Below are 25601 nucleotides of genomic sequence, written 5' to 3'. Positions count from 1 at the left end.
ATGAAAAACTATTGAAACCACCTTAAAGTTTCTTTTGTAAAGTCACTTAACACCAATTTTCCACTAATTTCTGCCCGTTTGTCAAGTAAATCATCCCAATCTTCGGTATTTTCCCAGAGTACTTTTTTCATTTCCTGTAAAGCTTCTGGGTTGTAGCTTGCTAATTTTTCAGCTAAAGTTGTTACCGATTCGTCTAAAGCTTCCGTAGTTTCACAAACCTCCGCGAATAGTCCATTGTTTTTTGCCCATTCGGCAGTGTAAAATTTTTCCGCATTAAGCGTCATTTGCGACATATTTGAAACGCCTATTTTTCGGGTAACAGCAGGTTCGATTACAAACGGACCTATGCCAATACTTAATTCGCTTAACTTAATTGAGGCGTATTTTGTAGCCAAACAATAATCGGTTGCTGCAGCTAAACCAACGCCACCGCCAACAGCCTTTCCTTGAACGCGACCAATAATGAGTTTACTCGATTTTCGCATGGCATTAATCACATTAGCAAAACCTAAGAAAAAGGCTTTTCCGGTAGCTTCATTATCAATGACAATTAACTCATTAAAACTGGCTCCAGCGCAAAACGTTCTGTCGCCACCGCTTTGTAAAACTAATACTTTAGCTTCGCTAGTTTCGGCATCTACAATGGTTTGTTCAAGTTTTTGTAATACATCACTCGGCATCGCGTTGTGGTTAGGATGAAAAAACTCAATGTAACCTACTTTATTTTTTATATTGAATGAAACGTGTGGATTTGTCATTATTTAATTTGGTATTTTACCCTGAAATCACAACTTAATTTGCTGTAATTCTTCATTTTTAAGAATTGGTATTTCGTTGTATTTAAGTGTCCACCCCAAAGAATTTGTTAGTATGTAAAATTTTGAAAGTTCGCTAATTAATCGGTTTTTGGCATTCTTTTTTAAATCGGATGCTTCAATTTTTTTACTCAGTGATTTTTTTACAATTTTCTTAATCTCGTTATAATCTTTAGCTTCAAAAGGGTTTAAAAAATCTGCTTGAATATCATAATACTCAAAATCCGGATTTATTTTAATTTCTTCTTCTGGAATATTTAAAATAGTAAGTGTTTTTGCAGCTTCATCTACTTCAAATTCAATTTTACTTAAATCGTAAGCAACCGTAACATCAGCATTTACAACCACGAGTGCTTTTTTTTCAACCGAAACTAAATCGCCGAAAATGTCTTTTGAATTTTTATAATTAAAAACCTCGCTAAAATGGCCTTCGGTAACCACTAGCTTGCCTACGTAATTTATTTGTTCTTGTATTAGCGCCGAACTTTCTTGAAGCACTATTTTGTCTTCGCGTTTGTCGCCGCAATATTTAAAAGTGAATAATACAACCAAGGTTATTATTACACCAAAAAGAGTATTTCGCATAGTGCTAAGTTAAAGAATTATTTTGGGGAACGATTAAGGTTTAACGTTTATGGGTAAAGAAATGTGGTCTCGACTGCGCTCGACCTGACGGTGAGGCTATTTATTAATTAACGTTATTACGAACGCAGTGAAGTAATCTAATTGTTTGTTGATTCGATTTTGAAGATTGGCGCAGTCGTTCCTCCTTCATAATATCAAGATTTGTTAAAATAAATTTAAATAGGCTTACGCAATCATTTCGAAACTAAATTGCATAAAAAAACATTAGTTTCCTTCGACATAAGAAGTCTAACTAATGTAATCGTGTTAATTTCTAACACCACAAATATACACTCATAAAAGCCAACCTTTGTTAGCAAATGGTTAATACTAGATTAAATTATTCTTTTGTGCTTTTTGTACGGCTTCTAACTTATTATGCACTTGCAATTTTTTATAAATATTTTCGATGTGTTTGCGGACAGTTCCTTGAGATAAAAACAAATTTTCTGCTATTAAATTATAACTTAAACCTTTGCTTAATTGCTCTAAAACCTCAACTTCGCGCTTGGTAAGTTTAATATCTTCGGCCTGATTTTGATTTTCAATTTCTAACGGATTTCTTAATAATTTTAGAGTTTTCATGGCAATGGATGGATTCATTGCTGCACCACCATTTAGTGTTTCTAAAATGCCGTCATGTAAATCTTTGGCATTTACTTCTTTAAGCAAATAACCATCGGCTCCAGCTTTTATGGCGTTAAAAATATGCTCGTCATTATCAAACACTGTGAGCATAATTATTTTTATATGCGGATATTTTTTCTTGACCGCTTCGGTGGCTTCAATGCCATTTAAAACAGGCATTTCTATATCCATTAATATTAAATCGATATTATGATTGTCGTCTAATTTCTCTAATAAATCGGCACCATGTTTCGCCGAAAATTTAAATTCTAAATCTTCAAAAAACGAGAGCTTTTCTTTTATGGCAGCTATTAAAAAACTGTTATCATCGGTAATGGCAATTTTAATTTTCATAGCAGTTACACCTTTAAAGTTATGGTTGTGCCTTTGTTTTCTTCGGAAATAATTTTGAAATCGGCATTGATTTCGTCGGCACGTTTTTGCATGTTATTTAGTCCGTTTCCTTGTTCTACATCCTTAATATTGAATCCTTTTCCGTTATCTTCAACCTTAAAGCACACCAAATCGTTTAACTTGTTTATGGTGACAATTACTTCTGAAGCTTCAGCATATTTAATGGCATTATTTATAGCTTCTTGAATAATCCTGTAGATATTCATTCCCTTTACGGAAGTGAATTTAAGTTCCTTTTCCAAACCTTCTTCCATTACAAACTGAAAGTTTACAGCATTAGCCGAATGGTTTGCTTTATCAATAAAATTTGAAATACGCACCTGCAAATCTTCCCATACTATTTCGCTTTTATTCATTGCCCAAATGGTATCGCGTAGCTCGTAAATCGTCTCCTTTGTAAAACTGCTAATGCTACTTAATTTATTGGTCAACTTTTCGTTTTTAAGATTAAAGCCATACTGCAAATTATCGATGGAAGAAATAATAAAAGTGAGTTGCGCACCAATATTATCATGTAAATCTCTTGAAATACGAAGACGTTGATCTTGCAATTTGTTTTGGGTTTCAATTTTAACCAAAGCTTCACGCAATTCGCCTTCCTTTTTAAGCTGATTGTTTTTTAGTTTTTGTTGATTATAAAGTAAATACCCCAAAGCCGAAAGCACCAAGGCTAAAATAACTAAACCTATTATTTGCGTATTTTTTTGATTAATGTGTAATTCCTTTTCAGCTAAATCGGCACGTTGCACTAATATTTCTTTTTCTTTTTTTTCGGTTTCGTATTTGGTTTCAATTTCCTGACTAAATTTCAGATTACTCTCTCCAACATTTTTGTTTAAAGTCAGTTTAAATTGCCTGGAGTAATAACTTAAACTATCGGTATTCCTTTCGTACGCATAAATTAGCATTAAGGTTTCATATAGGTTTTGAAGCTTTTCGTTTGCATTTGTTTTTATTAAAAAGGGTTTTACTTTTAATAATCCAGATTTAGCTTCTTTAATGTTTCCTAAAGTAAAATTGTTTATTGCTAAAGTTAGTTTGGCACTTTCTAAATCGCCACTCGCACCAATAGATTCTCTTATTTCTATAGCTCTTTTAATGTATTTCGTACTTTTTTCAACATCATTTAAACCGTTATAAATAGTACTTAAATTATTTAAAGCCGATGCTAAACCCACATTATTGTTTACACTTTCAGCAATTACGACCGCTTCTTCATAAGCCTTTATAGCATTAATGGTGTCTTTCTTTGCCAACAGAATGTTTCCTTCAGTAATGTAGGCATTAGAAAGCTCAAGCTTTAAATCTTTCTTCTTAAAATAATCAACACTAACCTCCAAATACTCTAAAGCCTTCTTAATATTTCCTGATAAAAAATATGTTGCAGCAATATTTGACTCTATCTTAATAGAACTTAAAGAATCGTTTATCTCATAATAATAATCCTTTGCTTTTACATAATAATAAATGGTACTATCTAAAACATTTGTTTTGTTATAGTTATTTCCCATTTTATTATATAAACTCGCAATGCCTGCTGTATCGTTTGTTTTAACCCTATATTTTAAACTTTTTTGAGCAAAATCTATTGCCGTTGGGTACTCACCTCTTACATAATACACGGTACTTAGATCGTTTAAAGATTGGCCTATTAAAGTATCATTTTTAGTTTGCTTAGAAAAATCTAAGGATTTGTTTCCGTAAACCAACGCAGAATCGACATTTACATAACAATAGTACCAAGCTAAATCTGCAGTAAGTTTGGCTTTTTTACTTATTTTATTTTCTTCGTTAAGTTTTGCTTTTGTAGTATTAATTAAGCCATTAAAATCTTGCGAAAAACCAGAAAAGCACAACAGTATAGTTAGGGCTGAGAGTAACCTTAATTTCATTTTTAATTAAATTTCTTTACTGCTAAATATAAGCTTTTGTATTAATAAAAGTTCTCTTGTAATATCAAATATTCTAAATACTAGTGTTTTAGTAACGGCGTCGGATAGTTGAACTTGGTCGTTGTTAAGCTTTAAATTAGCGGTTTCATGACTCAATTTTTCTTGAAGTAAAGCTATATTTTTAATGAAGCGTTTCTCCGTATTTATTGTACTCATAAATACTTTTAATGCCCAAAGAAGAACAAGTGCAATCATAAAATAAATAGCACAGATAAACAATATATTAAAACTCATAAGTGTATTGTTTATACTAAAATTAGCACATAAAAAAACACCAACTACCCCTCATTCTTTTGAATTTGGCAATTGGTGCTTTAAATATGAACTGATTAATAGCATTCTAAAAATAAATTAAACTTGGTTACCTAGGTTAAATTTTCGATTAAGTGTTATAAAAAAAGATTAAGCGCAATAATCTGATTATCACGCCTAACCAAACAAACCTCTCAACAACAAGATTTATTATTTTAAACTATAAGCGTAAATAGTTTTATCGGTGGCTTTGTAAAACAAGTAACCGCCAATATCATCAACTTGGTATTCGGGCTTTTTATTTTGTAATATAATTTCCTTTTCTACTTTGCCCGAATCTTTATTTACTTTAACCAATCCTACGCCATCGTTTAATTTGGTTAATATAAATTGAGCGTTTTCGGTTGCAGCCGTTGCTTTAAAACGTTGGGACATCATTTTAAACGAGGCATCGGCGATTGAGGCAAACATATCAGACGCGCGTTTGGCATCTTTACCATAATCGTTATAATTACTTAAATCGTTATAACTTCCAAAACCTGTTTTATTTGCTCCAGCTGCCAATGCCGTTGAAGCTGCCGCAGCCATTGATGCTGCCGCCAACACACCACCAGCCACTTTCATAAAAGTACTTTTACTTGGCGATTTGTAATATTCGTGATAAATGGCTTTTCCATTATTATCTAACAAGGTCATATTTTGCGAAGCACTTAAAAAGATGTTTCCATTTCGCATTTCCATTGAGTTCGCAAATTCTTTTTCATCAAATTTTGTATTTGCCAATTCATCTACATCACCAGAATTTGCATCAATTGCATAAATAGTTCCATCGGCAGCAATTAAATATCGGTTATTATCGGCATCGAAAGTGGAAGCAACCGCAACCGAATTTTTATATTTTAATGGTTTTTTCCATACTTGATCGCCCGTTTTTAAATCTACTATATTCGCGTCGCTTCCTGTAATATAAATTAAACCTTGAGGCGATTGTGCCATAACCATAATGTTTTCGCCCGTTTTTAATGGTTTCTTAAAAAGCGTTTTTCCATCGAACGAAATTTTATTAATACCACCTTGCTGAATACCAAACAAAATACCATCGTCTTGCACGTAAAAATGCTGTACATAACCTTTTGTTTTTGGCGCTTTATCCCATAAATCTTCTCCAGATGAGGCGCTTAAAAAAGCAATTTCCGACTCGTTTTTTGTTGCCAGCACACTTGTACTACCTCCAGAACTTTTATCGCTTACAACGGCTAAACCTTGAGGCAAAATTTGAAAATTAGAAACAATACCCTGTACTTTTCGGTCGTCTTTCCACAATTCTGCACCATTGTTTCCTATTTTATGAATTCTAGTATTTTTACCGTTACTTGTTGTTTCAAAACCGTAAATTTCTTTTTCGGTTTCATCGGCAACCATCCAATTCACCCCTTTAATTTTGGTGCTCCATAAATCTTCGCCAGTATGCGATTTTGCCAGTAAACCTTGTGCCGTTGGAATAATTAAAAATTCGTTTAAAAGTAGTGGCACACCAGTAACACTAAAATCTTTTGCTATACCAACACGACCTGGTTTATCTAAAAAAAAGCTATAATCGAGCTTTTGCGCACTTAAATCGTACACCGCTACTTTTGGCGTCATTTTTTCATGCTTGCTTCCTATTTTTTGAATACCACTTACAATAAGTTTATTTTGCGGTAAAACAATATTACATGTATAGATTTGGTTCCAACTATCATCTTCCGAATTAAAAATAACATCGCCTGTTATATAATTTAATACGGCGCGTTTCGTTTTTGTTATACCTGCCAATTTTGAACCCGCACCTTGCGAAACTACAATGTATGGTGAATTTGGTATAAACTCGGTTTCTTCGGGTTTTAGCTGCCCAAAGTTATTAAAAGTAAATATTGGGGTGGTTTTATTGGGGTCTATTCCTACCAATCCGTCGTTGGTTGCGGCAATTAACACACCTCCAACTGTTAATGTCATTTCGTTAATTTTCGCTCCTAAATCGTAGCTATTCTGAGGTGTTTCCGCCTTTTGAGCATGTAATAAAATGCTACTTATTAAAAGGCAAATAATTAGTTTATATCTCATTGTTGAAAATTTTTAATTACATAAAAAAGCTATACCCAAAGGCATAGCCCCATTTTAGTTTTTTAAGATGTTTGCTTATTTAAATTAAACGAACCTTCGGTAACTGTAATCACAGAATCGTCGTCTGAATTTTTCGCGGTAAAAGAAAACGTTCCTTTAACGTGTGTATCGGTTTCTTTCGATATTGATACCGTTCCGGCAACCGCCTCCTCGTAAGGTGCACTCCAAATTTTTGTAGTTGATGCTGCTGGGTTGCTTAAATTCACATCGGTTTGCGTATAAGAAACCGTGTTAAACACACCTAAAGTTGAGCCATCAATCTCATAAGTTTTACCAGCACCTTCGTAACCAAAAATGCTAATAGAAAAGGCATTACCATCACTATTCGTTGCAATAATTATTAGGTTATTACCGTTGTTTGCCACCGTTGCGGATGATGAAATTTCCCAAGACTTATAACTCTTGCCATCAACCTTTGCTACTAGAACGCCTTGAGCAGCACTACCGCCATCGCCACCATCGTCGCTGGTTGAACACGAATTAAACATTAATGATGTACTCACCATTACTAAAGCCATAAATTGTTTTAAACTTCTCATTGTTGAATTTTTAATTGTTAATAACAGGTCAAAATTGCAACTTTAGCTAAGTGAAATCAATACGATAAATTGCGTATTTTTAGTAAAGACGTTGAAAATTGAAGGCAGACATGCGAAGTTTTACACTGTAAACTAGAAACTTATATAAGTAAATTCCCTTTTAAGCGCTTCTATTTTATTCTGAAGATTTTTTAGGAATTTTTGATGCGCTTCCGAATTAGGATTAAACGGTTTATGTAATAATCCTTTTTGAATTCCATCAACCGTTTCCATGGTTTTATAAGATGATTCACGAATCCACACTGTTTTAAACTTCTCCCAAATGTAATTTATCGCCAATTGATTGGGATGCACCATATCTTCATTATAAAAACGATAATCACGAAGTTCGTCCATCATAATTTCATAGGATGGGAAATAACTTATTTCATTATTTTCTGAAGATGAAGAATGATTAATAACGTTATGAATCGCTGTAATTAAATGTGATTTGCTTTGGGTGTTTTCAATAAAACCATCTTTTGTATGACGTACGGGCGATACAGTAAAAATAACGGAAGCCGCTTTGTTTAACTTTTGAATAGAACTAATTATATTCTGAAGTGATTCCGTTATAGCATCAACTCCTAATAATTCCTTTTGAAAATTTTTCTGGGGTATTTTATGGCAATTAGCAACGATTGAATTGGTTTCTAAAAACCGATACACCCAAGCTGTACCCAATGTAATAACCACATGCGATGCTGTTTGTAATTGCGTTTTGGTTTGTTGAAGCTGATGATTTAAATATCGTATTAACTCTTCTTTTGAGGTATTACTTAACTTAGAATGCGCATTAAAACAATGCCATTGCTCGTTATGAAAAAACACATCATTATCGGTATAGACTTTATCGTTTAAAGCATCTGTAATTAAGATTTCAATCGCTTTGGGATGAAATAAAATACCAAACGGATTTTGATAACTCCTAAATTTAAAATACGTGAGCTTATTACCAATATTCTCACTAAAACAGGAACCTAAAAGCAAAATATTAGTACCGTAGTCTATGGGATTATTAGACTGTTTTTTTAGTGGTATTTTGGTATGTAGGTTCATGTTTAAAATGAGATCCCGAAACGAGTTCGGGATGCCATTAATTCTTTTTTAGAATTTAATCTACTTTGTAAATAACTGGTTTTAACCTATATAATCCTTCGCCTTTTCCAAAGCATCAGCAATACCTTCTGGATTTCGCCCGCCTGCGGTTGCAAAAAATGGTTGTCCGCCACCGCCACCTTGGATAAGTTTACCGAGTTCGCGTACTACTTTACCTGCGTTTAAATCTTTTTCGGCAACTAGTTCCTTCGAAATGTAACAAGTTAATAAAGCTTTACCGTCTTGTTCGCTACCAAAAAGTAGAAATAGATTATTGATTTCTCCACCCAATTCAAAAGCAACATCTTTTAATCCTGCCGCATCTAAATCGAGTTTTTTGGCTAAAAAGTTTACACCGTTAACTTCGGTAATTTCACTTTTAAGTTCACCTTTTATATTTTTTGCTTTGTCCTTTAAAAGACTCTCTATTTGCTTTTTTAAACTGGTGTTTTCTTCCTGTAAATTCTCTAAAGCTTTTACAGGCTCTTTGGCATTATTTAATAAGGCTTTCATTTGTGAATAGGCCTTACTATTTTCAAAATAAAGGTTTTGCGCCGCTTCGTTTGTAATGGCTTCTATACGACGAATACCCGATGCTACAGCACCTTCTGACACAATTTTAAAATGCCAAATATCACTCGTATTTTTAACGTGTGTTCCTCCACAAAGTTCTATAGATTGACCAAAACGAATAGAACGTACTGTGTCGCCATATTTTTCGCCAAATAAACTCATGGCGCCGTCGGCAATGGCTTCTTCTTTTGGTACGTTGCGCTTCTCGACTAAATCTAGTTTCTCGGCAATTCTTGCGTTTACAAAAGCTTCAACATCGGTTAATTCTTCTTCGGTTAATTTTGAAAAATGAGAGAAATCGAAGCGTAATTGTTTAGCATTTACAGCACTTCCTTTTTGCTCAACATGTGTTCCTAAAATGTCGCGTAATGCTTGGTGTAATAAATGTGTTGCGGTATGGTTACACTCGGTTTTGTAACGCTCGCCTTCGTTTACTACGGCTTTAAAACTTTCGTTTAAGTGTTTTGGTAGGTTTTTAGTAAAGTGAACAATTACGTTATTTTCCTTTTTTGTATCTAAAATATAAACCACGTCGCCATGAACATCTAAATAGCCTTTATCGCCTACTTGTCCGCCTCCTTCTGCATAAAACGGCGTTAAGTTAAACACCAATTGATACATATCGCCATCTTTTTTTGATGTTGTTTTACGGTATCGTGTAATTTTAACATTAGCTTCTAAAGCATCGTAACCTATAAATTCTTCTTCGGCATCATCAATTAAAACCGTCCAATCATCGGTACTGGTTTCGCTTGCTGCTCTCGATCTGTTTTTTTGTTTTTGCAATTCGGCTTCAAACCCTTTTTCGTCTAATTTCAAGTCTTTTTCAGACAAAATTAAAGCGGTCAAATCGATTGGAAATCCGTAAGTATCATACAACTCGAAAGCTTTTTCACCTGAAACTGTATCACCTTTAGTTTCTTCAACAATACGATTTAAAAGTACCAAACCTTGATCGAGTGTACGTAAAAACGATTGTTCTTCTTCTTTAATTACATTTTCAACCAGTTGTTTTTGCGACACCATTTCGGGGAATGCATCACCCATTTTTTCGCTTAAAACATTAACTAATTTATAAATAAATGGTTCTTTTTGGTTTAAAAACGTAAAGCCGTAACGCACCGCTCGACGCAGAATACGACGAATTACATAACCTGCTCCGGTGTTACTTGGCAACTGCCCATCGGCAATTGAAAATGCTACCGCACGAACGTGATCGGAAATTACGCGAATGGCAACATCAGTTTTATTGTTTTCGGTTTTAGAATTACCGTATTTTGAATTGGTAATCGTTTCAATTTCGCGAATTAGTGGCGTAAATACATCGGTGTCGTAATTAGACTGCACACCTTGAAGCACCATACATAAACGCTCAAACCCCATTCCGGTATCGATATGTTTGTTTGGTAAAGCCTCTAAACTTCCGTTAGCTTTACGGTTGTATTGCATGAATACTAAATTCCATATTTCAACCACCTGTGGATGGTCAGCATTAACCAAATCTTTCCCAGAAATTTTAGCTTTTTCTTCCGCAGAACGAATATCTACATGAATCTCGCTACACGGTCCACAAGGCCCTTGATCGCCCATTTCCCAGAAATTATCCTTTTTATTTCCTTTTAAAATACGGTCTTCGGCAATGTATTTTTTCCAAATATCATAAGCTTCGGTATCCATTGGTGTACCATCTTCAGCATCACCTTCAAAAATAGTTACATATAAAATATCTTTATCTATTTTGTAAACTTCGGTAAGTAATTCCCAAGCCCAAGCAATGGCTTCTTCTTTAAAATAATCGCCAAAACTCCAGTTTCCTAACATTTCAAAAAGCGTATGGTGATAAGTATCGTAGCCTACTTCTTCTAAATCGTTATGTTTTCCAGATACACGTAAGCACTTTTGCGAATCGGTAATTCGGCTGCTTTTAGCTTTTGTGTTTCCTAAAAAATACTCTTTAAACGGCACCATACCCGCATTTACAAACATTAAGGTTGGATCGTTTTTTACAACCATGGGTGCGGAAGGAACAACGGTATGTTTTTTAGCTTCAAAAAAACTTAAAAATTGGGCTCTTATGTCTTGCGATTTCATCAACTTAAAATAGTTACAGTATTGTTAAATTATATTTATTAGAAAACAATTTTTATCTTTACTCGTTAGTTTACAACTAAACCTAAATTGGTTTTTATTTAAACGTTAAGATTTCTAATAAATAAAGTGCAAAAATAGTATAAATTGCGACATGAGTAAGGTAAAATATTATTACGATTCCGAATCTCTTTCTTATAAAAAAATTGAACGAAAAAAAGCCACCGCTTTTAAATACACCTTTATATTTTTATTAGCCTCGGTATTTTTTGCCTTTATCATGGTATTTGTTTCTAGCCAATATGTAGAATCGCCCAAAGAACGCGCCTTAAAACGCGAGCTGCAAAACATGCAGTTACAATATGAATTGCTCAATAAAAAAATGCAACAAGCCGAAGCGGTTTTAAATAATATTGCCGATAGAGACAATAACATTTACCGCGTTTATTTTGAAGCCAACCCCATACCAGACGAACAGCGAAAAGCTGGTTTTGGAGGTATTAACCGCTATAGTAATTTAGAAGGTTTCGACAACTCAAAACTTATAATTGAAAGCAACAAACGTTTAGATATTTTACAAAAACAAATTGTTGTGCAATCGAGATCGCTTGATGAAATTGCAAAACTTGCCGAAGAAAAAGAAAAACTTTTAGCCGCTATTCCGGCCATACAACCAGTAAGTAACGAAGACTTAACACGAATGGCTTCGGGTTATGGTATGCGCTCCGACCCTTTTACTAAGGTTAGAAAAATGCATTGGGGAATGGATTTTACCGCACCGCGCGGGACACCAATTTACGCTTCGGGCGATGGTGTTGTAGTGCGTGCTGATAGTAATTCATCGGGTTACGGAAACCATATTAGAATTGATCATGGTTACGGTTACATTAGTCTTTATGCGCATTTATACAAATACAACATACGCAAAAACCAAAAGGTAAAACGTGGTGATTTAATTGGATTTGTAGGGAGTACAGGTCGTTCTGAAGCACCACATTTACACTACGAAATTTTTAAAGATGGGCAACGAATTAACCCAATTAATTTCTACTACGGAAGTTTAACTGCCGAAGAATTTAACAAGCTATTGGAGCATGCATCATTAGAAAACCAATCGTTAGACTAATGCAAATTAATTTACCCGAAAAACGTTATTACAGCATTGGCGAGGTTGCCAAAGCTTTTGGAGTAAACACCTCTTTAATTCGATTTTGGGAAAAAGAATTTGATGTTTTAAAACCTAAAAAAAACGCAAAAGGTAACCGTAAATTTACACCCGAAGACATAAAAAATCTTAAGTTTATTTATCATTTGGTAAAAGAACGTGGGTTTACGCTTGAAGGTGCCAAAACCCATTTAAAAGAAGAAAAAAAGCAAGCCCTTAACACGTTTGAAATTGTAAGTAAATTAGAAAGCATAAAAAGCCAATTACTTAAATTAAAAGAAAATCTGTAACCATACATGTAACTTTTTTCAAACTTTTGTATCTAACTATTAAACACGCATAAAACAACTAAAACATTATGAAAAAATTTTTACCGTTAATTATTATTGCCATTGTGGTATTAGGTATTTACTCTTGGGCAAAAGGTTTTAACAATACAGCTGTAGAATACGAAGCCGATGCTAAAACAGCTTGGTCTAATGTAGAGAGTGCTTACCAACGTCGTGCCGATTTAATTCCTAACCTTGTCTCTACCGTAAAAGGTTACGCTGCACATGAAAAAGAAACTTTAGAAGGCGTAATAAAAGCGAGAAGTGAAGCTACAAAAACTACCATTGATGCTAATAATTTAACACCAGAAACAGTGGCTCAATTTCAACAAGCGCAACAAGGTTTAACAGGGGCATTATCAAAATTATTACTAACTGTAGAACGTTACCCTGAATTAAAAGCCGATAAAAGCTTTTTAGAATTACAATCGCAGTTAGAAGGTACAGAAAATCGCATAAATGTTGAACGCAATCGATACAACGCAGCCGTAAACGAATACGATAAATTTACCACAAAATTCCCTGGGAAATTACTTGCTGGATTATTTGGTTTTGAAGAAATGGCGCGATTTAAAAGTGCTCCAGGAAGTGAAAATGCACCAAAAGTTGAATTTTAATGTCTAAAATTGAAGCTTTTCTTACTGCTGAAGAAGAACAAGACATTGTTGAAGCTATTAGAACTGCCGAATTAAATACGTCGGGTGAAATTCGTGTGCATATTGAAAAAACTGCAAATGGAGATGCTACCGAACGTGCATTAACGGTATTTCATGATTTAAAAATGGATAACACCAAACTACAAAATGCGGTGCTAATTTATGTTGCCGTAAACGATAGAAACTTTGTTATTTATGGTGATAAAGGCATAAACGATGTGGTTTCAACCGATTTTTGGGATAGTACAAAAAATGTGATCCAGTCGCATTTTAAACAAGGCCGATTTAAACAAGGTTTAGTAGATGGTATATTAAAATCTGGCGAACAACTAAAAAAACATTTTCCTTATTCTGATGATGATATTAACGAACTTACTAACGAAATCTCTAAAGGATAGGTTTAGTATGCAGTATTATATAAGCAATAAGCAGTCGCTGTCTCAGAAGCGCATATGGTTTTCTAAATCGGTTTTAACTCTAATTCTATTTTTAGGGAGTTTAAATTTTAGCTTTGCTCAGTTTGACATTCCTGAAAAACCAAGTTTTCAAACGAGCGTTTACGATTACGAAAACCTTCTATCTTCATCTCAAAAAAATAGTTTAGAGCAAAAGCTTATAAAATATTCCGATACCACTTCAACCCAAATTGTAGTTGCTATAATTAATTCTACTAACGGTGAAAACATCAATTATGTTGGTGCGCAATGGGGACAAGCTTGGGGAATTGGTGGTAGTAAAAATAACGACAATGGTATTCTTATTATTTTAGCTAAAGCTGATAGACGCATCACTATAAGTACAGGTTACGGTGTAGAACACCTACTTACCGATGCTATGAGTAAGCGAATTATTGAGCGCGACATCATACCCTATTTTAAACAAAATGATTATTACGGCGGATTAAACCGTGGTACCGATGCCATTTTTGAAGTTTTAAATGGCGAGTATCAAGGTACTAGACAAGGAGGTTCGTCTGGAGGCATCCCGATTGGTGTTATTTTTATTCTGTTTTTTATCTTTTTAATTATCATAATTTCCATTTCTAAAAAAAATAAAGGCGGTGGTAATAATCGCGGTAGCGGAAATTCAGGTAGCGACCTTCTAGAAGCCATCATTTTAAGTAATATGGGCCGTGGTAGTTACAATCGAGGATCTTCTGGTTGGGGAAGAAGCTCTGGCGGCGGATGGTCGTCTGGAGGAGGTGGCTTTGGCGGTGGCTTCGGCGGTGGCGGATTTGGCGGTGGTGGCGCTTCGGGTGGCTGGTAAAACCATCGTAATCTTTACAGAACAAAAAACACTTTCTATGTTTATTATTGATGTCACTTATAAATCCGATTTAAGCTTAATTGACCAACATCTTGAAGCACACAAAAGTTTTTTAGATACAAACTATCAATCTGGTTACTTTTTAGCTTCAGGTAGAAAAAACCCACGAACAGGCGGTATTATTTTGACTCAAGCAGTATCGATTGAAGACATACATAAAATTATAGCACAAGACCCTTTTAAAATGTATGATATTGCCAATTATCACATCACCGAATTTATACCAAGTAAAACTAATAAAGCTCTCGATTTTTTAATGACCTAAGGATTAAACCGAAACCACATTAATTGGTATAATTTTAATCTACATAAAAATGCCCGTTACCATCAGTTTCACCTTTGGATCCTAAACTGTTAAATTTCCAACTGAAATTGAGCATAAAATACTGGCGTAATACCGTGCTTTGGGTATCAACAATATAATCTTGACTTGCGCTACGTCTGGCATTGGTATTTTGGTTTAGTAAATCGTAAACCTTTAGAGTAATTAAACCTTTATCTTTTAAAATAGAATAGGCTACACTTGCATTCCAGAACCAGGCACTTTTTTGAAAACCATCGGCAATATTAGAGTTATAATTATAGGTAATATCGTTTCGCCATTCAAACTTTTTAGGCAAATAAACAACTGTTTTAAAATCGACATTGTGCGTTGTAAAATTTCGATCGTTAAAAGCATCAATATCATACTTGGTATTAGTTAATGATAAACGATAACGCGGTTTAATTTCTAAAACCTCTTCAATTACATAATCGAAACCAATATTAGGGTTAAATACAAAATTACTACTGGCGTATTGCACATCGTTATTATAATTTATATTCTTTGAAAAATTAGACCAATTCCCTACTTTAAGCCTTATAGAACTTATAGAATCTAGCTTTATACGTTTACTATAATCTATCCCAAAGTAGCCATTATGGTTGCCCTTAACATTGTCGTAAGTTGTAGTTCTGGTAAGTGTTTCTGGGTTTACAGTTGTTTTAGAAACAATAGCATTATTTGTTTGGGTTAAACTAGCATACATGTAAATACCAGTGCGTTCTTGCCAATTAAAAGCATTAAAGCCAATATAAAATCTGTTTTCGTTTGTTGGTTCTAAATTAGGATTACCAACAATGGTATTTAATGGGTTGGATACATCTTCAAAAGCTTGTAGTTGTCGTAATGCTGGGGGACGATTAGACAATCTGTAATTGGCATAAATAGAAGCTTTTTTACTTAGCTTATAATTAACATACGAATTCATTTCAATAGCTTCAAAATCGCGAGACACATTAAATTGAGGACGCAAACCATCATTATTTGTTAGGGTTCTAAAAATATAATCCATTCCAAAGCGCACCGAAAATTTTTCCTTTCTATAACTTAAATTAATTCCTGGTGCACTACGCTCGTCGGTATACGTAAAATCGGTACTTAAAGTTTCATTAAAAGTATCAAATGCATTTGTTGTGTTATTAAAATCGAAGTTGCTTTTTTTGTTTTCATCTTTATTATTTTGGTATTCGTATTCAAAATTCACAAAAAACACTTTGGCTATTAAAGGTTGCCTGTAGGTTACACGCGTAGTTAAATTATTAGTTTCACTTAAATCATCTGTAAACTGGTTTCTAACAATAGTTTCTGGTGTATCCCCGTATACTTCAGAAACGGAGTTAATATAATCGTCGCCTTCATTTTTACTAATATTATTTTCAATATTAAATCGTAAAAACGCACCATTACTACCAAACTTTTTGGTGGCACTTATACGGTTTGTAAAATTGTTTAATTGACTTTCAACATACGAATCTACATTCGAGGCGTTGGTTAGTTCCAGAGTTTCATTTAAGGTTTCATCGCTACTATCGTAATCGTTAACGGATTTGGTAAATGTAAACGACGGCCTAATGTTTATCATAAACGTACTGTCTATTTTTATTTCGGCCTGTGCATTAACAGAATGACTTTGAGTATCGTTATAAGTACTAGATTCTGAATTTGAATAAAACCTAGAATCGGCTAAAAAGGTTTCTCGTTGCGACGACACCTCGTTGGTTGAATTACTATTGGAGTAAAAATAATCGGCCGACAGTTCTACTTTTTCCCCATAGTTATCAGCAAAATTGGCGCCACCAAGTTTAGATGTTGTAATCCCTTGTCCGCCACCAAAACGCCTACCATTAACACTAAACGACCCGTCGCTATTAAACCATGTAGAACCGCCACCACCAAACATTTTCTCTATTTCTCCAAAACTAAATCCTGGGGAATTTATATTATTCCCACCAACTAACACGCTCACCCGTTGGTCATTATCAAAATGATTAAACATACCAGCAAACTCGTAACGTTTATTGGTGCCAGCACCTGCTGCTACTCGCCCAAAAACACCTTTATTGTTTTCTTCTTTTATGGTTAAATTAATGGTTTTATTTTCGGTATCACCTTCTTCTCCTGTGAATGCTTCACTCTTAGATTTGGTGTCTACAACCTGAATTTTTTCAATAATATCTTTGGTTAAATTCTTAGTTGCAATACTTGGATCGTTACCAAAAAATGGCTTGCCGTTAACTAAAATCTGGTTTACAGGCTTGCCGTTTACCGTAATTGTACCTTCATCATCTATTTCTACACCAGGTAATTTTTTTAATAAATCTTCAACGTTGGCATCTTTTTTAGTTTTAAACGAACTCACATTAAACTCCAAAGTATCCTTTTTAATGGTTACTGGAGCAGCAGTTTTTATAAGCACTTCATCTAAGGCATTCGAGCTCACGGCTAGGTTTATGCTCCCCAAATTTATCTCGGGCTTATTAAGCGCAATTTCCTTTTTATAGGTTTGATATCCTACATAAGATATAAACAAGTTTAAGGCTTTGAAATGCGACCGTTCTTCGAGAGTAAAAGCACCATTTCTATCGGAAATTGTGTAGGTAACTAAGGTGCTATCGGTTAAGGTTTCTAAGTGTACCGTTGCGGCTTCCAGCGGAACATTGTCCTCTTCTGATATAATTTTTCCTGAAATTTTAAAGTTCCTTGATTGACCAAAGGATAAAAAGCAACAGAAGAGTGTTGCTACAAAAAATAATTTGTGCATGAGCGTTTTTTGATTGATTGATTAGTGATTCTCTCTTGAGAACGAAAATAACTCAATTGAAGTATTAATTTTCTTAAAAAAACTATAAAACACTCATTAAAAACACTCTAATTCAATAAATCATATATTGTTTTCTAGATTTTAGCTAAAAAAATGCAAGGATTTTATTTGTTTTCACAAACAGATTTAGGAAGTTTCTTAAACAATTATAATCATGTAAAGATGAAGCAATTTACAATTAATTAAATCACCGCAAACGCAACTCTAGACTACAAAGAGCTTTACTTGTTACAAGATGCTTCGACTACGCTCAGCAGGACAAAAAGTTTCTCGCGAAGGCGAAAAGACCCTGAGTTTAATCCCTTAATTTTTTTAATGGTTCCGTAATATATCATCAGTCTCCCGCCAGAAAACCTCTAACATAAAAAAAGATGCTTCGACTGCGCTCAGCATGACACTTCTAACTTCTAACTTCTAACTTCTAACTTCTAACAAACCTACTTTTTACGCATATAAACCGATACTGGCACACCATTAAAATCGAAATGCTCTCGTAGTTTATTTTCTAAGAAACGTTTATACGGATCTTTTACGTACTGCGGTAAATTACAGAAGAATGCAAATTGCGGTTGTGGTGTTGGCAATTGCATGATATATTTAATTTTCACGAATTTACCTTTATAAGCTGGTGGCGGATAATGCTCTATTATAGGCAATAAAATTTCGTTTAGCTTACTCGTTTTTATTTTTTTACTTCGGTTTTGGTAAACCTCGACAGCTGTTTCAATGGCTTTAAAAATACGTTGCTTCGTTAATGCCGAAATAAAAATAATAGGCACATCGGTAAAAGGTTCAATTTGTTTACGGATGGCTTTTTCGTATTCTTTAACCGATTTATGATCTTTTTCAACTATATCCCATTTGTTAACCAAAATAACGATGCCTTTACGGTTGCGTTCAGCTAACCAAAAAATGTTTTGTACTTGTCCGTCAAAACCTCTGTTCGCATCTAAAACCAACAAACACACATCGGCATGCTCTATGGCACGAACACTGCGCATCACCGAATAAAATTCTAAATCTTCCTTTACTTTCGATTTTCGTCTAATTCCAGCGGTATCAACCAAATTAAATTCAAATCCAAAACGGTTGTATTTTGTATCAATAGCATCACGCGTAGTTCCTGCAATATTGGTTACAATGTATCTATCTTCGCCAATTAAAGCATTTATAAATGATGATTTTCCTGCGTTAGGACGACCAACTACGGCAAAACGAGGCAAATCATCTTCTTCAACGTCCTCCTTTTCGGGTAACGCTTCAACTAATGCATCAAGTAGTTCACCAGTACCACTACCATTTATTCCGGCAATGGTGTAATATTCGCCTAAACCAAGCGCATAAAACTCCACAGCATCTTCTGCTCGCTTCGAATTATCAACCTTATTTACAGCAAGAAAAACAGGTTTTTCTACTTTACGAAGTAATTTCGCAACATCCTCATCCATTCCAGTAACGCCAGTTTCAACATCAACCATAAAAATAATAGCATCAGCTTCATCAATAGCTAATTCTACTTGTTTATCAATTTCAGCTTCAAAAATATCGTCGCTACCAACCACATAACCCCCAGTATCAATTAATGAAAACTCTTTTCCGTTCCAATCACTCTTACCATAATGACGGTCTCTAGTTACACCGCTAACAGCATCTACAATGGCTTCTCTACGTTGAATTAATCGATTAAAAAACGTTGATTTACCTACATTTGGTCTTCCTACAATGGCTACTATGTTACTCATAACTTGTTTTATAAAACAGCTTTATACTGATTAAGATACATTTCTTTTCTAGAAATATTTTGCAAAAATAGAAAAAGTTAACGACGCAACACTTTTTTTATTAATTATTGAAGATTTTTAAAGAACATAGATCTTTTTAAGCACAAAAAAGCTATCTAAAAAGTGTAAAATCTGTCATTCTGATTTCATTTTCAGAATCTGAAACAAGTTCAAATTGATAAAAATGCAACTTTTTAGAAGCCTCTTTTTTAGTTTAATGACACTTTAATCTAAATCGAAACGTAACCCAACCGAAATATTATGCTGATTTACTGTTTGATTATCGAAAATTGGTGATAGATCATATTTAACATACAGTGCCATATCATCGAAACCTATATAACCACTTAAACCATAAACTAAATTGGTGGTGTTAAAATTACCTTTTTGTTTCTCTTTTTTATCGTCACCATCTAAATTGTATTTTAGTTTTTGTCTGGCTCCCAAATTAAATCCACCATAACCACCTAAACCAATTTTAAATTTATTGGTTGTCGAATATCGAAAATACTCGTCTTTTTCTATTTTTTTAGATGGTCCAAACTCAAAATGTACAGGTACTACAAAATTAGACACCGTAAGTTTAGATTTATTCAGGTTTAACGGATATTCCTCTAATAGTATTTGGTCATTTTGATTTACAAAATATTTATTATCGTCTGGTTTTAAACCATTCATTTGAAAGGAAAAACCATATTTAAGCCTTAAAAAATTAGTATTTTGAAATACTCGAGTTTTCCATACCCAACCAATTTCAAAAAAGCGCGATCCAGCAATTTTATAGGGCGAATCGTTAAAACTTTCGCCGTCAATTAAAGCGTTATTTTGTCCGAATGCGACTAGTAGCTCACTCGAGGTTCGTTTGTCATACTTTCGCGGTTTATCATCTTCCTTTTTACCTACATAAATAAAACTATCGTTACCATCTTCTACCCCTCCAATTCTTAAATAATCGATATCCTCTTGCTCGTTTTCAAACACATAATCGCTAGAATTTCGAGTGAGTAAATCTATTTTTCTATCTAAAATAGCCAATCTACTTTCAATGTTTAAAGCATGTTTTTTTGCCGCTTCTTTTTTTAAAGCTTCGGCTTCGGTATTTGTTATTTTACCTTGCTCCAACTGAGTATTAATAACTTCTACCCTTGTTTTTAAAAATGCTCTTTCTTGGTCTTGTACTGCTGCTTTTTCTTTAATTAAAGCTTCAATTTTTTCTTGTTTTTCTGGGTTAGGAATACTGTCCTGTGCATTAATAATTTGCATGGTTAACCCTAGCACTAAAAGCGCCATATACTTAATAATAGTTTGCATAACTGTTCGTTTTTTTATGCTGAACTGGATTCAGCATTTGTTGATGAATTGATAAAATTTGTTTTATAAGATTCCTTGTTTCGCAGGAATATTTAATCGTTACGTTGGGCAACTGCAGTTTTTACCGTAATGTAACTCTCTTTAACAGCTTCGAAAACGCGCATTCTAAACGATTGATCTAATTCTGCCTCAACGTCTTGAAGCAATACATTGGCATCAACCACTCCGGTTTCGCTATTAATTAATTTATTTAATAAAATATCTTGTTGAGCTTCTTTTAAAAGGGCATCAATATCGGCTTCGGTAACTTCTTGAGTTTTGTTTAGCGCTTTAACTTGCGCGACGACAGCCTCTATTTTTTGATCCTCGAAACTTAAATTAGTATTTGTTTGTATAGGGTTTAAAGGCGCTTCTTTTTTATCGGATTTAACCTTAGCGAGATGAGTTTCTGTAGTTTCAATGAATGCTTTTTTGGGTTTTACAAGATTTGGTTTTGGTGTTTTAGGCTCTGATTTTTCAACAATTTCACGCTCCTCATCGCTTGGTTCATTAACTATTTCGGCAGGCTCATTTTCAGGTATTTCATTTTGAATAATTTCTGGTTGTGTCGCCACTTCAATCTTTTCTACTTCAATTTCAGTATTAAAAAACTGAAAAGCTATTAATGCCACACCTATTAAACTAGCCGCAACACCCAACCACCAATACAAGGTTTTGTTTGTTTGGTTTTCGTCTTCTTCTAAGCGATCAGAAAGCGTTTCCCAGGCATTTGCCGATGGTTGCAAACTGCGCTTTTCTAACTTGCTCTTAAATTCCTCTTCATATTTAAATGGCGCCATAACTTGATGATTTATTAATATTTTTAATTTTTTCTTGAAGCATTTTTCGTGCTTTAAATAATTGCGATTTTGAGGTGCCTTCTGAGATGTTTAATAACTCCGAAATTTCATGATGCTTATAGCCTTCTATGGCATACATAACAAAAACCATTTTGTAGCCTTCGGGTAACTCATCAATTAATTCTTGAATTTGACTTACTTCGATGTTCGAATTAATGTTATTGTCATAATCATCATGAACACCCATATCTTCAACCGAAAACTCAATCTTTTTTTGCTGTCTTAAAAACGAAATGGATTGCCTTACCATAATTTTACGCATCCATCCTTCAAAGCTTCCTTCATCTTTGAAACTCGATAAATTTTTAAATACTTTAAAAAACCCATCTAACATAACGCTTTCGGCATGTTGCAAATCTTTTATATAATACCTGCAAACACTTAACATTTTGGGCGCATACATTTCGAACAAAACATGCTGTGCTTCACGATTATTTTTAATCGCTCGTTTTATTAGCTGTGTTTCGTTTTTATGTAATTGTATAACTTTCAAAAAGGGTTTCATTTCGCTTTCTATTTATACAGACGCTATTTTTTTTAAAAAGGTTGCTTAGAGTTTTATTTTTTTTTGAATTTACTCATTATTTTTTTGACTTGATTATAATGATTTGAAGATTGATTGGTTCTCGATACAACTCCTCATCCCTCAAAATCACTCTAACTAGCAACATAACCTCATAAAAAAAGCCCATCATTTTCATGACGGGCTTCTTAAAAAAGAAAATTGTGAGTTAGTCTTTTTTCTTCTTTTTATCTTCTAATTTTTGAACGGTATCGTACATAATTGGTGTTGCAATAAATAATGATGAATAGGTACCAACTACCACTCCAACAATTAATGCAAACATAAAGCCGCGAATAGAATCGCCACCAAAAATAAAGATTGCTAATAACACCACTAAGGTTGTAAGCGACGTATTTAAAGTTCTACTTAACGTACTGCTTAATGATGAGTTTACAACTTTATCGAATTTCCAGTTGGTATGCTCGTTGAAGAATTCACGAATTCTATCGAACACTACCACGGTATCGTTTAGCGAGTAACCAATTACGGTTAATATGGCCGCAATAAAGGCTTGGTCGATTTCCATACTAAATGGCATAAACTTGTACGTTAATGAGAATACACCAAGTACAATTAATACATCATGGAATACTGCCACAACAGCACCAAGTGAGTATTGCCACTTTTTAAAACGAATTAAAATATATAAGAACACTACAATTAACGACCCCAAAATAGCCCAGAATGATGCTTGTTTAATATCATCGGCAATCGTTGGACTTACTTTGTAGTACTTCATTAAACCAACAGTTTTTTCGCTCGCTTCGTTAATAAAGTCTTCGTAAGTTACACCTTCTAAATATGGTTGTAAGGCGTTGTAAAGTGTTTGACGGATAGCTTCATCGGCTTCTGCGCCAGTTTCGTTTACTTTGTATTTAGTTGTAATTTTTAACTGATTAGCCTCACCAAAAGTTTTAGCATCGGCACTATTAAACACATCTGGTTGTGATAATAAGTTGGTAATTTCTGAAGCGCTAACATCTTGAGCAAAACGCACTTGATACGTTCTACCTCCAACAAAATCTACACCTTGATCTAAACTATTAGTAAATAAAGAAATTAAACTTACTAAAATAAAAGCACCAGAAATGATGTAAGCAATTTTACGCTTCTTTAAGAATTCAATATTAATGTTTCTGAAAAGGTTTTTAGTAACACCTGTTGCAAATAATAATTTACCGCCTTTGTTTGAGTACCAATCGATTGATAATCGGGTAATAAAAATAGCTGTAAATAACGATGTACCAATACCAATTAATAAGGTTGTTGCAAAACCTTTAATTGGTCCTGTTCCAAAAATAAATAAAATTAATGCGGTAAGACCTGTAGTAATGTTAGCATCTAAAATTGAAGATAACGCATTACTAAATCCGTCTTGAATGGCTTCTTTTTGTCCTTTTCCTTTTGTTAATTCTTCACGGATACGCTCGAAAATAAGTACGTTCGCATCAACCGACATACCAATTGTTAACACGATACCTGCAATACCAGGAAGCGTTAACACAGCTCCTAAACCAGATAAAATTCCGAAGATTAACAAAATGTTTAATAACATAGCGATATCGGCAAAACCACCAGCTTTTCCGTAGTATAAAATCATCCAAACCAATACTAAAACAAGGGCAATAATGAATGATGTTGTACCACTCTCGATAGCTTCTTTACCTAATGATGGCCCTACAACTTCACTTTGAATAATATCGGCAGAAGCAGGTAATTTACCAGCACGTAAAACGTTTGCTAAATCGATAGCTTCGTTTAGCGTAAAGCTACCAGAAATTGAAGAGTTACCTCCTGCAATTGGTCCTGTTGTAACGCCAGGTGCAGAATACACCACGTTATCTAAAACAATGGCAATCTGACTTTGGTTTGCATAAGCATTACCAGTCATTTCTTCCCAGATTTTAGCACCTTTTGCATTCATTTGCATAGACACTTCTGGTTTTCCTGTTGGTCCAAACTCATTACGAGCATCAACCACAACAGCTCCACTTAATTGTGGCGTATTTTCACGGTTACCCGCTAAAGCATAAAGTCCTACAACTTCGCTTCCTTTTTCTGGTTTACCAAAAGCAAACTTAGTGTATCGTCTTTCGGCAGGAAGTAAAGCACGTACTTCTGGCATATTTAAATACTCAAGTACTTTATCTTTATCTTGAACAGCGAATTGCGCTACTATTGGTCCGCCAGGATATCCTAAACCTTTAATTAAATTTCCTAAAGGGTTGTTTTGTGTTGCCACCGCTGTAGAATCGGTTTCGGCATCACCTAATAAATCATCAATTTGAGCATCGGTAGCATCTTCTTCATCTTGTGGCTCAACTTCAGCAACAGCAGTTTCATCTTCAACAAGATCTTTTAAAACATTGTTTGCTTGATCGATAAACTGATAGAATTGCTCACCTTTATAAGCATCCCAAAACTCTAATTGCGCTGTACTTTGTAATAAAGCTGTTGCTCTTTCTACATCTTTTACACCTGGTAACTCTACAAGAATTCTTCCAGAAGTTCCTAAACGTTGAATATTTGGAGATGTTACACCAAACTCATCAATACGCTTACGTAATACTTCAAACGCAGAAACAATAGACTCATCAATTTTAGTTTCGATGATGCTTTTAACCTCATCGTCGCTCATACTTCCATCAATTTCACCATCTAATTGTTTGGTGTAAAAAATATCTGGAGAGGCTAATTTTGTATCGCCTTTAATCGCATCGAATGCTACAAAGAAATCTTCTAAATAAGTGTTCTGACTGTTTTTTTGAAGCTCGGTTGCATCCTCTAAAGCTTTATTAAAAACAGGATCGTTTGTGTTGTTAGATAATCCTTTTAATATGTCTTTTACACTAACTTGAAGAATCACGTTTATACCACCTTTTAGGTCTAAACCTAAATTCATGGCCTTCGATTTTACTTCGTTATAAGTAAACTTAGCAACACCAATATTAAATACGGTATCGTTAGCTATTTCTTGTAAATAGTTAGCCTCTTCTTGACTACGCTTTTTACGGTAATCGTCTTCGGTATCCGAAATTTTGTTAATTGCTATTTCTTCGGCTTCTTTTTCTATTTGATTGGCTTTAAAAGTAAAAGACAACTGATAAATACTTACCAAACCAAATAAAATAGCAAACAACCTTACTAGTCCTTTATTTTGCATGATTTATAATTTTTGGGTGTTAATTAGCCACCGTAGCGGCCTTAATTGTTTAAATTAATTAAGATTTTTTAGCTTTTTA

General features: G+C 34.1%; 21 protein-coding genes. 6 read left to right on the top strand and 15 right to left on the bottom strand.

What is annotated here, in order from left to right; genetic code table 11:
* Positions 1–8 precede the first annotated feature (8 nt).
* From PK35_RS10420 to alaS, 9 genes are all read right to left on the bottom strand, one after another.
* On the bottom strand, positions 9–758 hold the full coding sequence (locus PK35_RS10420; RefSeq protein ID WP_044626653.1) for an enoyl-CoA hydratase/isomerase family protein: 750 nt from the start codon (positions 756–758) through the stop codon (positions 9–11).
* Positions 759–785: 27 nt separating this feature from the next.
* Positions 786–1400: a DUF4230 domain-containing protein gene (locus PK35_RS10415; protein ID WP_044626652.1), complete on the bottom strand. Its 615-nt coding sequence runs from the start codon at positions 1398–1400 to the stop codon at positions 786–788.
* Positions 1401–1769: 369 nt separating this feature from the next.
* Positions 1770–2420, bottom strand: coding sequence for a response regulator (locus tag PK35_RS10410; RefSeq protein ID WP_044626651.1), 651 nt, complete (start codon positions 2418–2420; stop codon positions 1770–1772).
* 5 nt (positions 2421–2425) lie between these two features.
* Positions 2426–4372: a tetratricopeptide repeat-containing sensor histidine kinase gene (locus tag PK35_RS10405; protein WP_044626650.1), complete on the bottom strand. Its 1947-nt coding sequence runs from the start codon at positions 4370–4372 to the stop codon at positions 2426–2428.
* Positions 4373–4378: 6 nt separating this feature from the next.
* On the bottom strand, positions 4379–4588 hold the full coding sequence (locus PK35_RS10400) for a hypothetical protein (protein ID WP_131474409.1): 210 nt from the start codon (positions 4586–4588) through the stop codon (positions 4379–4381).
* Between the two features lie 306 nt (positions 4589–4894).
* A complete protein-coding gene (locus tag PK35_RS10395) occupies positions 4895–6787 on the bottom strand; it encodes an outer membrane protein assembly factor BamB family protein (protein WP_044626648.1) in 1893 nt (630 codons plus the stop codon).
* A 62-nt stretch (positions 6788–6849) separates the two neighbouring features.
* Complete coding sequence (locus PK35_RS10390) at positions 6850–7386, bottom strand: DUF6252 domain-containing protein (RefSeq protein ID WP_044626647.1); 537 nt, start codon at positions 7384–7386, stop codon at positions 6850–6852.
* A gap of 132 nt (positions 7387–7518) precedes the next feature.
* Positions 7519–8484 carry a GSCFA domain-containing protein gene (locus PK35_RS10385; RefSeq protein WP_044626646.1) on the bottom strand — a complete coding sequence of 322 codons (966 nt, stop codon included), beginning with the start codon at positions 8482–8484 and terminating at the stop codon, positions 7519–7521.
* Between the two features lie 81 nt (positions 8485–8565).
* Positions 8566–11187: an alanine--tRNA ligase gene (gene alaS, locus PK35_RS10380; protein ID WP_044626645.1), complete on the bottom strand. Its 2622-nt coding sequence runs from the start codon at positions 11185–11187 to the stop codon at positions 8566–8568.
* A gap of 151 nt (positions 11188–11338) precedes the next feature.
* On the opposite strand from alaS, the gene PK35_RS10375 reads away from it, so the two are divergent.
* The 6 genes from PK35_RS10375 to PK35_RS10350 all read left to right on the top strand — a co-directional run bounded on the left by PK35_RS10375 (position 11339) and on the right by PK35_RS10350 (position 14925).
* The gene (locus tag PK35_RS10375; protein WP_044626644.1) at positions 11339–12310 is read left to right on the top strand and encodes a M23 family metallopeptidase; all 972 of its coding nucleotides are present in this window, start codon (positions 11339–11341) and stop codon (positions 12308–12310) included.
* Positions 12310–12639 carry a MerR family transcriptional regulator gene (locus PK35_RS10370; protein ID WP_044626643.1) on the top strand — a complete coding sequence of 110 codons (330 nt, stop codon included), beginning with the start codon at positions 12310–12312 and terminating at the stop codon, positions 12637–12639. Before PK35_RS10375 ends, PK35_RS10370 begins: the two co-directional genes overlap by 1 nt.
* Positions 12640–12707: 68 nt before the next feature.
* Positions 12708–13295 carry a LemA family protein gene (locus tag PK35_RS10365; RefSeq protein ID WP_044626642.1) on the top strand — a complete coding sequence of 196 codons (588 nt, stop codon included), beginning with the start codon at positions 12708–12710 and terminating at the stop codon, positions 13293–13295.
* Entirely contained in the window at positions 13295–13732 is a 438-nt protein-coding gene (locus PK35_RS10360) for a TPM domain-containing protein (protein ID WP_044626641.1), read from the top strand. The genes PK35_RS10365 and PK35_RS10360 overlap by 1 nt, the downstream gene beginning before the upstream one ends.
* Before the next feature lie 7 nt (positions 13733–13739).
* Entirely contained in the window at positions 13740–14600 is an 861-nt protein-coding gene (locus PK35_RS10355; RefSeq protein WP_044626640.1) for a TPM domain-containing protein, read from the top strand.
* 37 nt (positions 14601–14637) lie between these two features.
* Positions 14638–14925 carry a YciI family protein gene (locus PK35_RS10350; protein WP_044626684.1) on the top strand — a complete coding sequence of 96 codons (288 nt, stop codon included), beginning with the start codon at positions 14638–14640 and terminating at the stop codon, positions 14923–14925.
* A gap of 34 nt (positions 14926–14959) precedes the next feature.
* Here the strand turns inward: PK35_RS10350 and PK35_RS10345 are convergent, their stop codons facing one another.
* The 6 genes from PK35_RS10345 to secDF all read right to left on the bottom strand — a co-directional run bounded on the left by PK35_RS10345 (position 14960) and on the right by secDF (position 25522).
* Positions 14960–17743 carry an outer membrane beta-barrel protein gene (locus PK35_RS10345; RefSeq protein ID WP_044626639.1) on the bottom strand — a complete coding sequence of 928 codons (2784 nt, stop codon included), beginning with the start codon at positions 17741–17743 and terminating at the stop codon, positions 14960–14962.
* Between the two features lie 497 nt (positions 17744–18240).
* A complete protein-coding gene (der, locus tag PK35_RS10340) occupies positions 18241–19545 on the bottom strand; it encodes a ribosome biogenesis GTPase Der (RefSeq protein WP_044626638.1) in 1305 nt (434 codons plus the stop codon).
* A 264-nt stretch (positions 19546–19809) separates the two neighbouring features.
* Positions 19810–20895 carry a hypothetical protein gene (locus tag PK35_RS10335; protein ID WP_044626637.1) on the bottom strand — a complete coding sequence of 362 codons (1086 nt, stop codon included), beginning with the start codon at positions 20893–20895 and terminating at the stop codon, positions 19810–19812.
* A gap of 92 nt (positions 20896–20987) precedes the next feature.
* Positions 20988–21734 (bottom strand): hypothetical protein, encoded by a 747-nt coding sequence (locus tag PK35_RS10330; protein WP_044626636.1) that lies wholly within the window; start codon positions 21732–21734, stop codon positions 20988–20990.
* Positions 21721–22299 (bottom strand): RNA polymerase sigma factor, encoded by a 579-nt coding sequence (locus tag PK35_RS10325; protein WP_238320906.1) that lies wholly within the window; start codon positions 22297–22299, stop codon positions 21721–21723. The genes PK35_RS10330 and PK35_RS10325 overlap by 14 nt, the downstream gene beginning before the upstream one ends.
* 226 nt (positions 22300–22525) lie before the next feature.
* Positions 22526–25522, bottom strand: a complete 2997-nt coding sequence (gene secDF / locus PK35_RS10320; protein ID WP_044626635.1) for a protein translocase subunit SecDF — start codon at positions 25520–25522, stop codon at positions 22526–22528.
* Between the last annotated feature and the right edge of the window lie 79 nt (positions 25523–25601).

This window comes from Neotamlana nanhaiensis (assembly GCF_000943555.1).
GTDB lineage: Bacteria > Bacteroidota > Bacteroidia > Flavobacteriales > Flavobacteriaceae > Neotamlana > Neotamlana nanhaiensis.
This window is presented reverse-complemented; position numbering and strand designations above follow the sequence as displayed.

Coding starts and splice junctions, on each gene's coding strand:
- PK35_RS10420 (WP_044626653.1), bottom strand. CDS start 758: ATGACAAATCCACACGTTTCATTCAATATAAAAAATAAAGTAGGTTAC.
- PK35_RS10415 (WP_044626652.1), bottom strand. CDS start 1,400: ATGCGAAATACTCTTTTTGGTGTAATAATAACCTTGGTTGTATTATTC.
- PK35_RS10410 (WP_044626651.1), bottom strand. CDS start 2,420: ATGAAAATTAAAATTGCCATTACCGATGATAACAGTTTTTTAATAGCT.
- PK35_RS10405 (WP_044626650.1), bottom strand. CDS start 4,372: ATGAAATTAAGGTTACTCTCAGCCCTAACTATACTGTTGTGCTTTTCT.
- PK35_RS10400 (WP_131474409.1), bottom strand. CDS start 4,588: ATGAGTACAATAAATACGGAGAAACGCTTCATTAAAAATATAGCTTTA.
- PK35_RS10395 (WP_044626648.1), bottom strand. CDS start 6,787: ATGAGATATAAACTAATTATTTGCCTTTTAATAAGTAGCATTTTATTA.
- PK35_RS10390 (WP_044626647.1), bottom strand. CDS start 7,386: ATGAGAAGTTTAAAACAATTTATGGCTTTAGTAATGGTGAGTACATCA.
- PK35_RS10385 (WP_044626646.1), bottom strand. CDS start 8,484: ATGAACCTACATACCAAAATACCACTAAAAAAACAGTCTAATAATCCC.
- alaS (WP_044626645.1), bottom strand. CDS start 11,187: ATGAAATCGCAAGACATAAGAGCCCAATTTTTAAGTTTTTTTGAAGCT.
- PK35_RS10375 (WP_044626644.1), top strand. CDS start 11,339: ATGAGTAAGGTAAAATATTATTACGATTCCGAATCTCTTTCTTATAAA.
- PK35_RS10370 (WP_044626643.1), top strand. CDS start 12,310: ATGCAAATTAATTTACCCGAAAAACGTTATTACAGCATTGGCGAGGTT.
- PK35_RS10365 (WP_044626642.1), top strand. CDS start 12,708: ATGAAAAAATTTTTACCGTTAATTATTATTGCCATTGTGGTATTAGGT.
- PK35_RS10360 (WP_044626641.1), top strand. CDS start 13,295: ATGTCTAAAATTGAAGCTTTTCTTACTGCTGAAGAAGAACAAGACATT.
- PK35_RS10355 (WP_044626640.1), top strand. CDS start 13,740: ATGCAGTATTATATAAGCAATAAGCAGTCGCTGTCTCAGAAGCGCATA.
- PK35_RS10350 (WP_044626684.1), top strand. CDS start 14,638: ATGTTTATTATTGATGTCACTTATAAATCCGATTTAAGCTTAATTGAC.
- PK35_RS10345 (WP_044626639.1), bottom strand. CDS start 17,743: ATGCACAAATTATTTTTTGTAGCAACACTCTTCTGTTGCTTTTTATCC.
- der (WP_044626638.1), bottom strand. CDS start 19,545: ATGAGTAACATAGTAGCCATTGTAGGAAGACCAAATGTAGGTAAATCA.
- PK35_RS10335 (WP_044626637.1), bottom strand. CDS start 20,895: ATGCAAACTATTATTAAGTATATGGCGCTTTTAGTGCTAGGGTTAACC.
- PK35_RS10330 (WP_044626636.1), bottom strand. CDS start 21,734: ATGGCGCCATTTAAATATGAAGAGGAATTTAAGAGCAAGTTAGAAAAG.
- PK35_RS10325 (WP_238320906.1), bottom strand. CDS start 22,299: ATGAAACCCTTTTTGAAAGTTATACAATTACATAAAAACGAAACACAG.
- secDF (WP_044626635.1), bottom strand. CDS start 25,522: ATGCAAAATAAAGGACTAGTAAGGTTGTTTGCTATTTTATTTGGTTTG.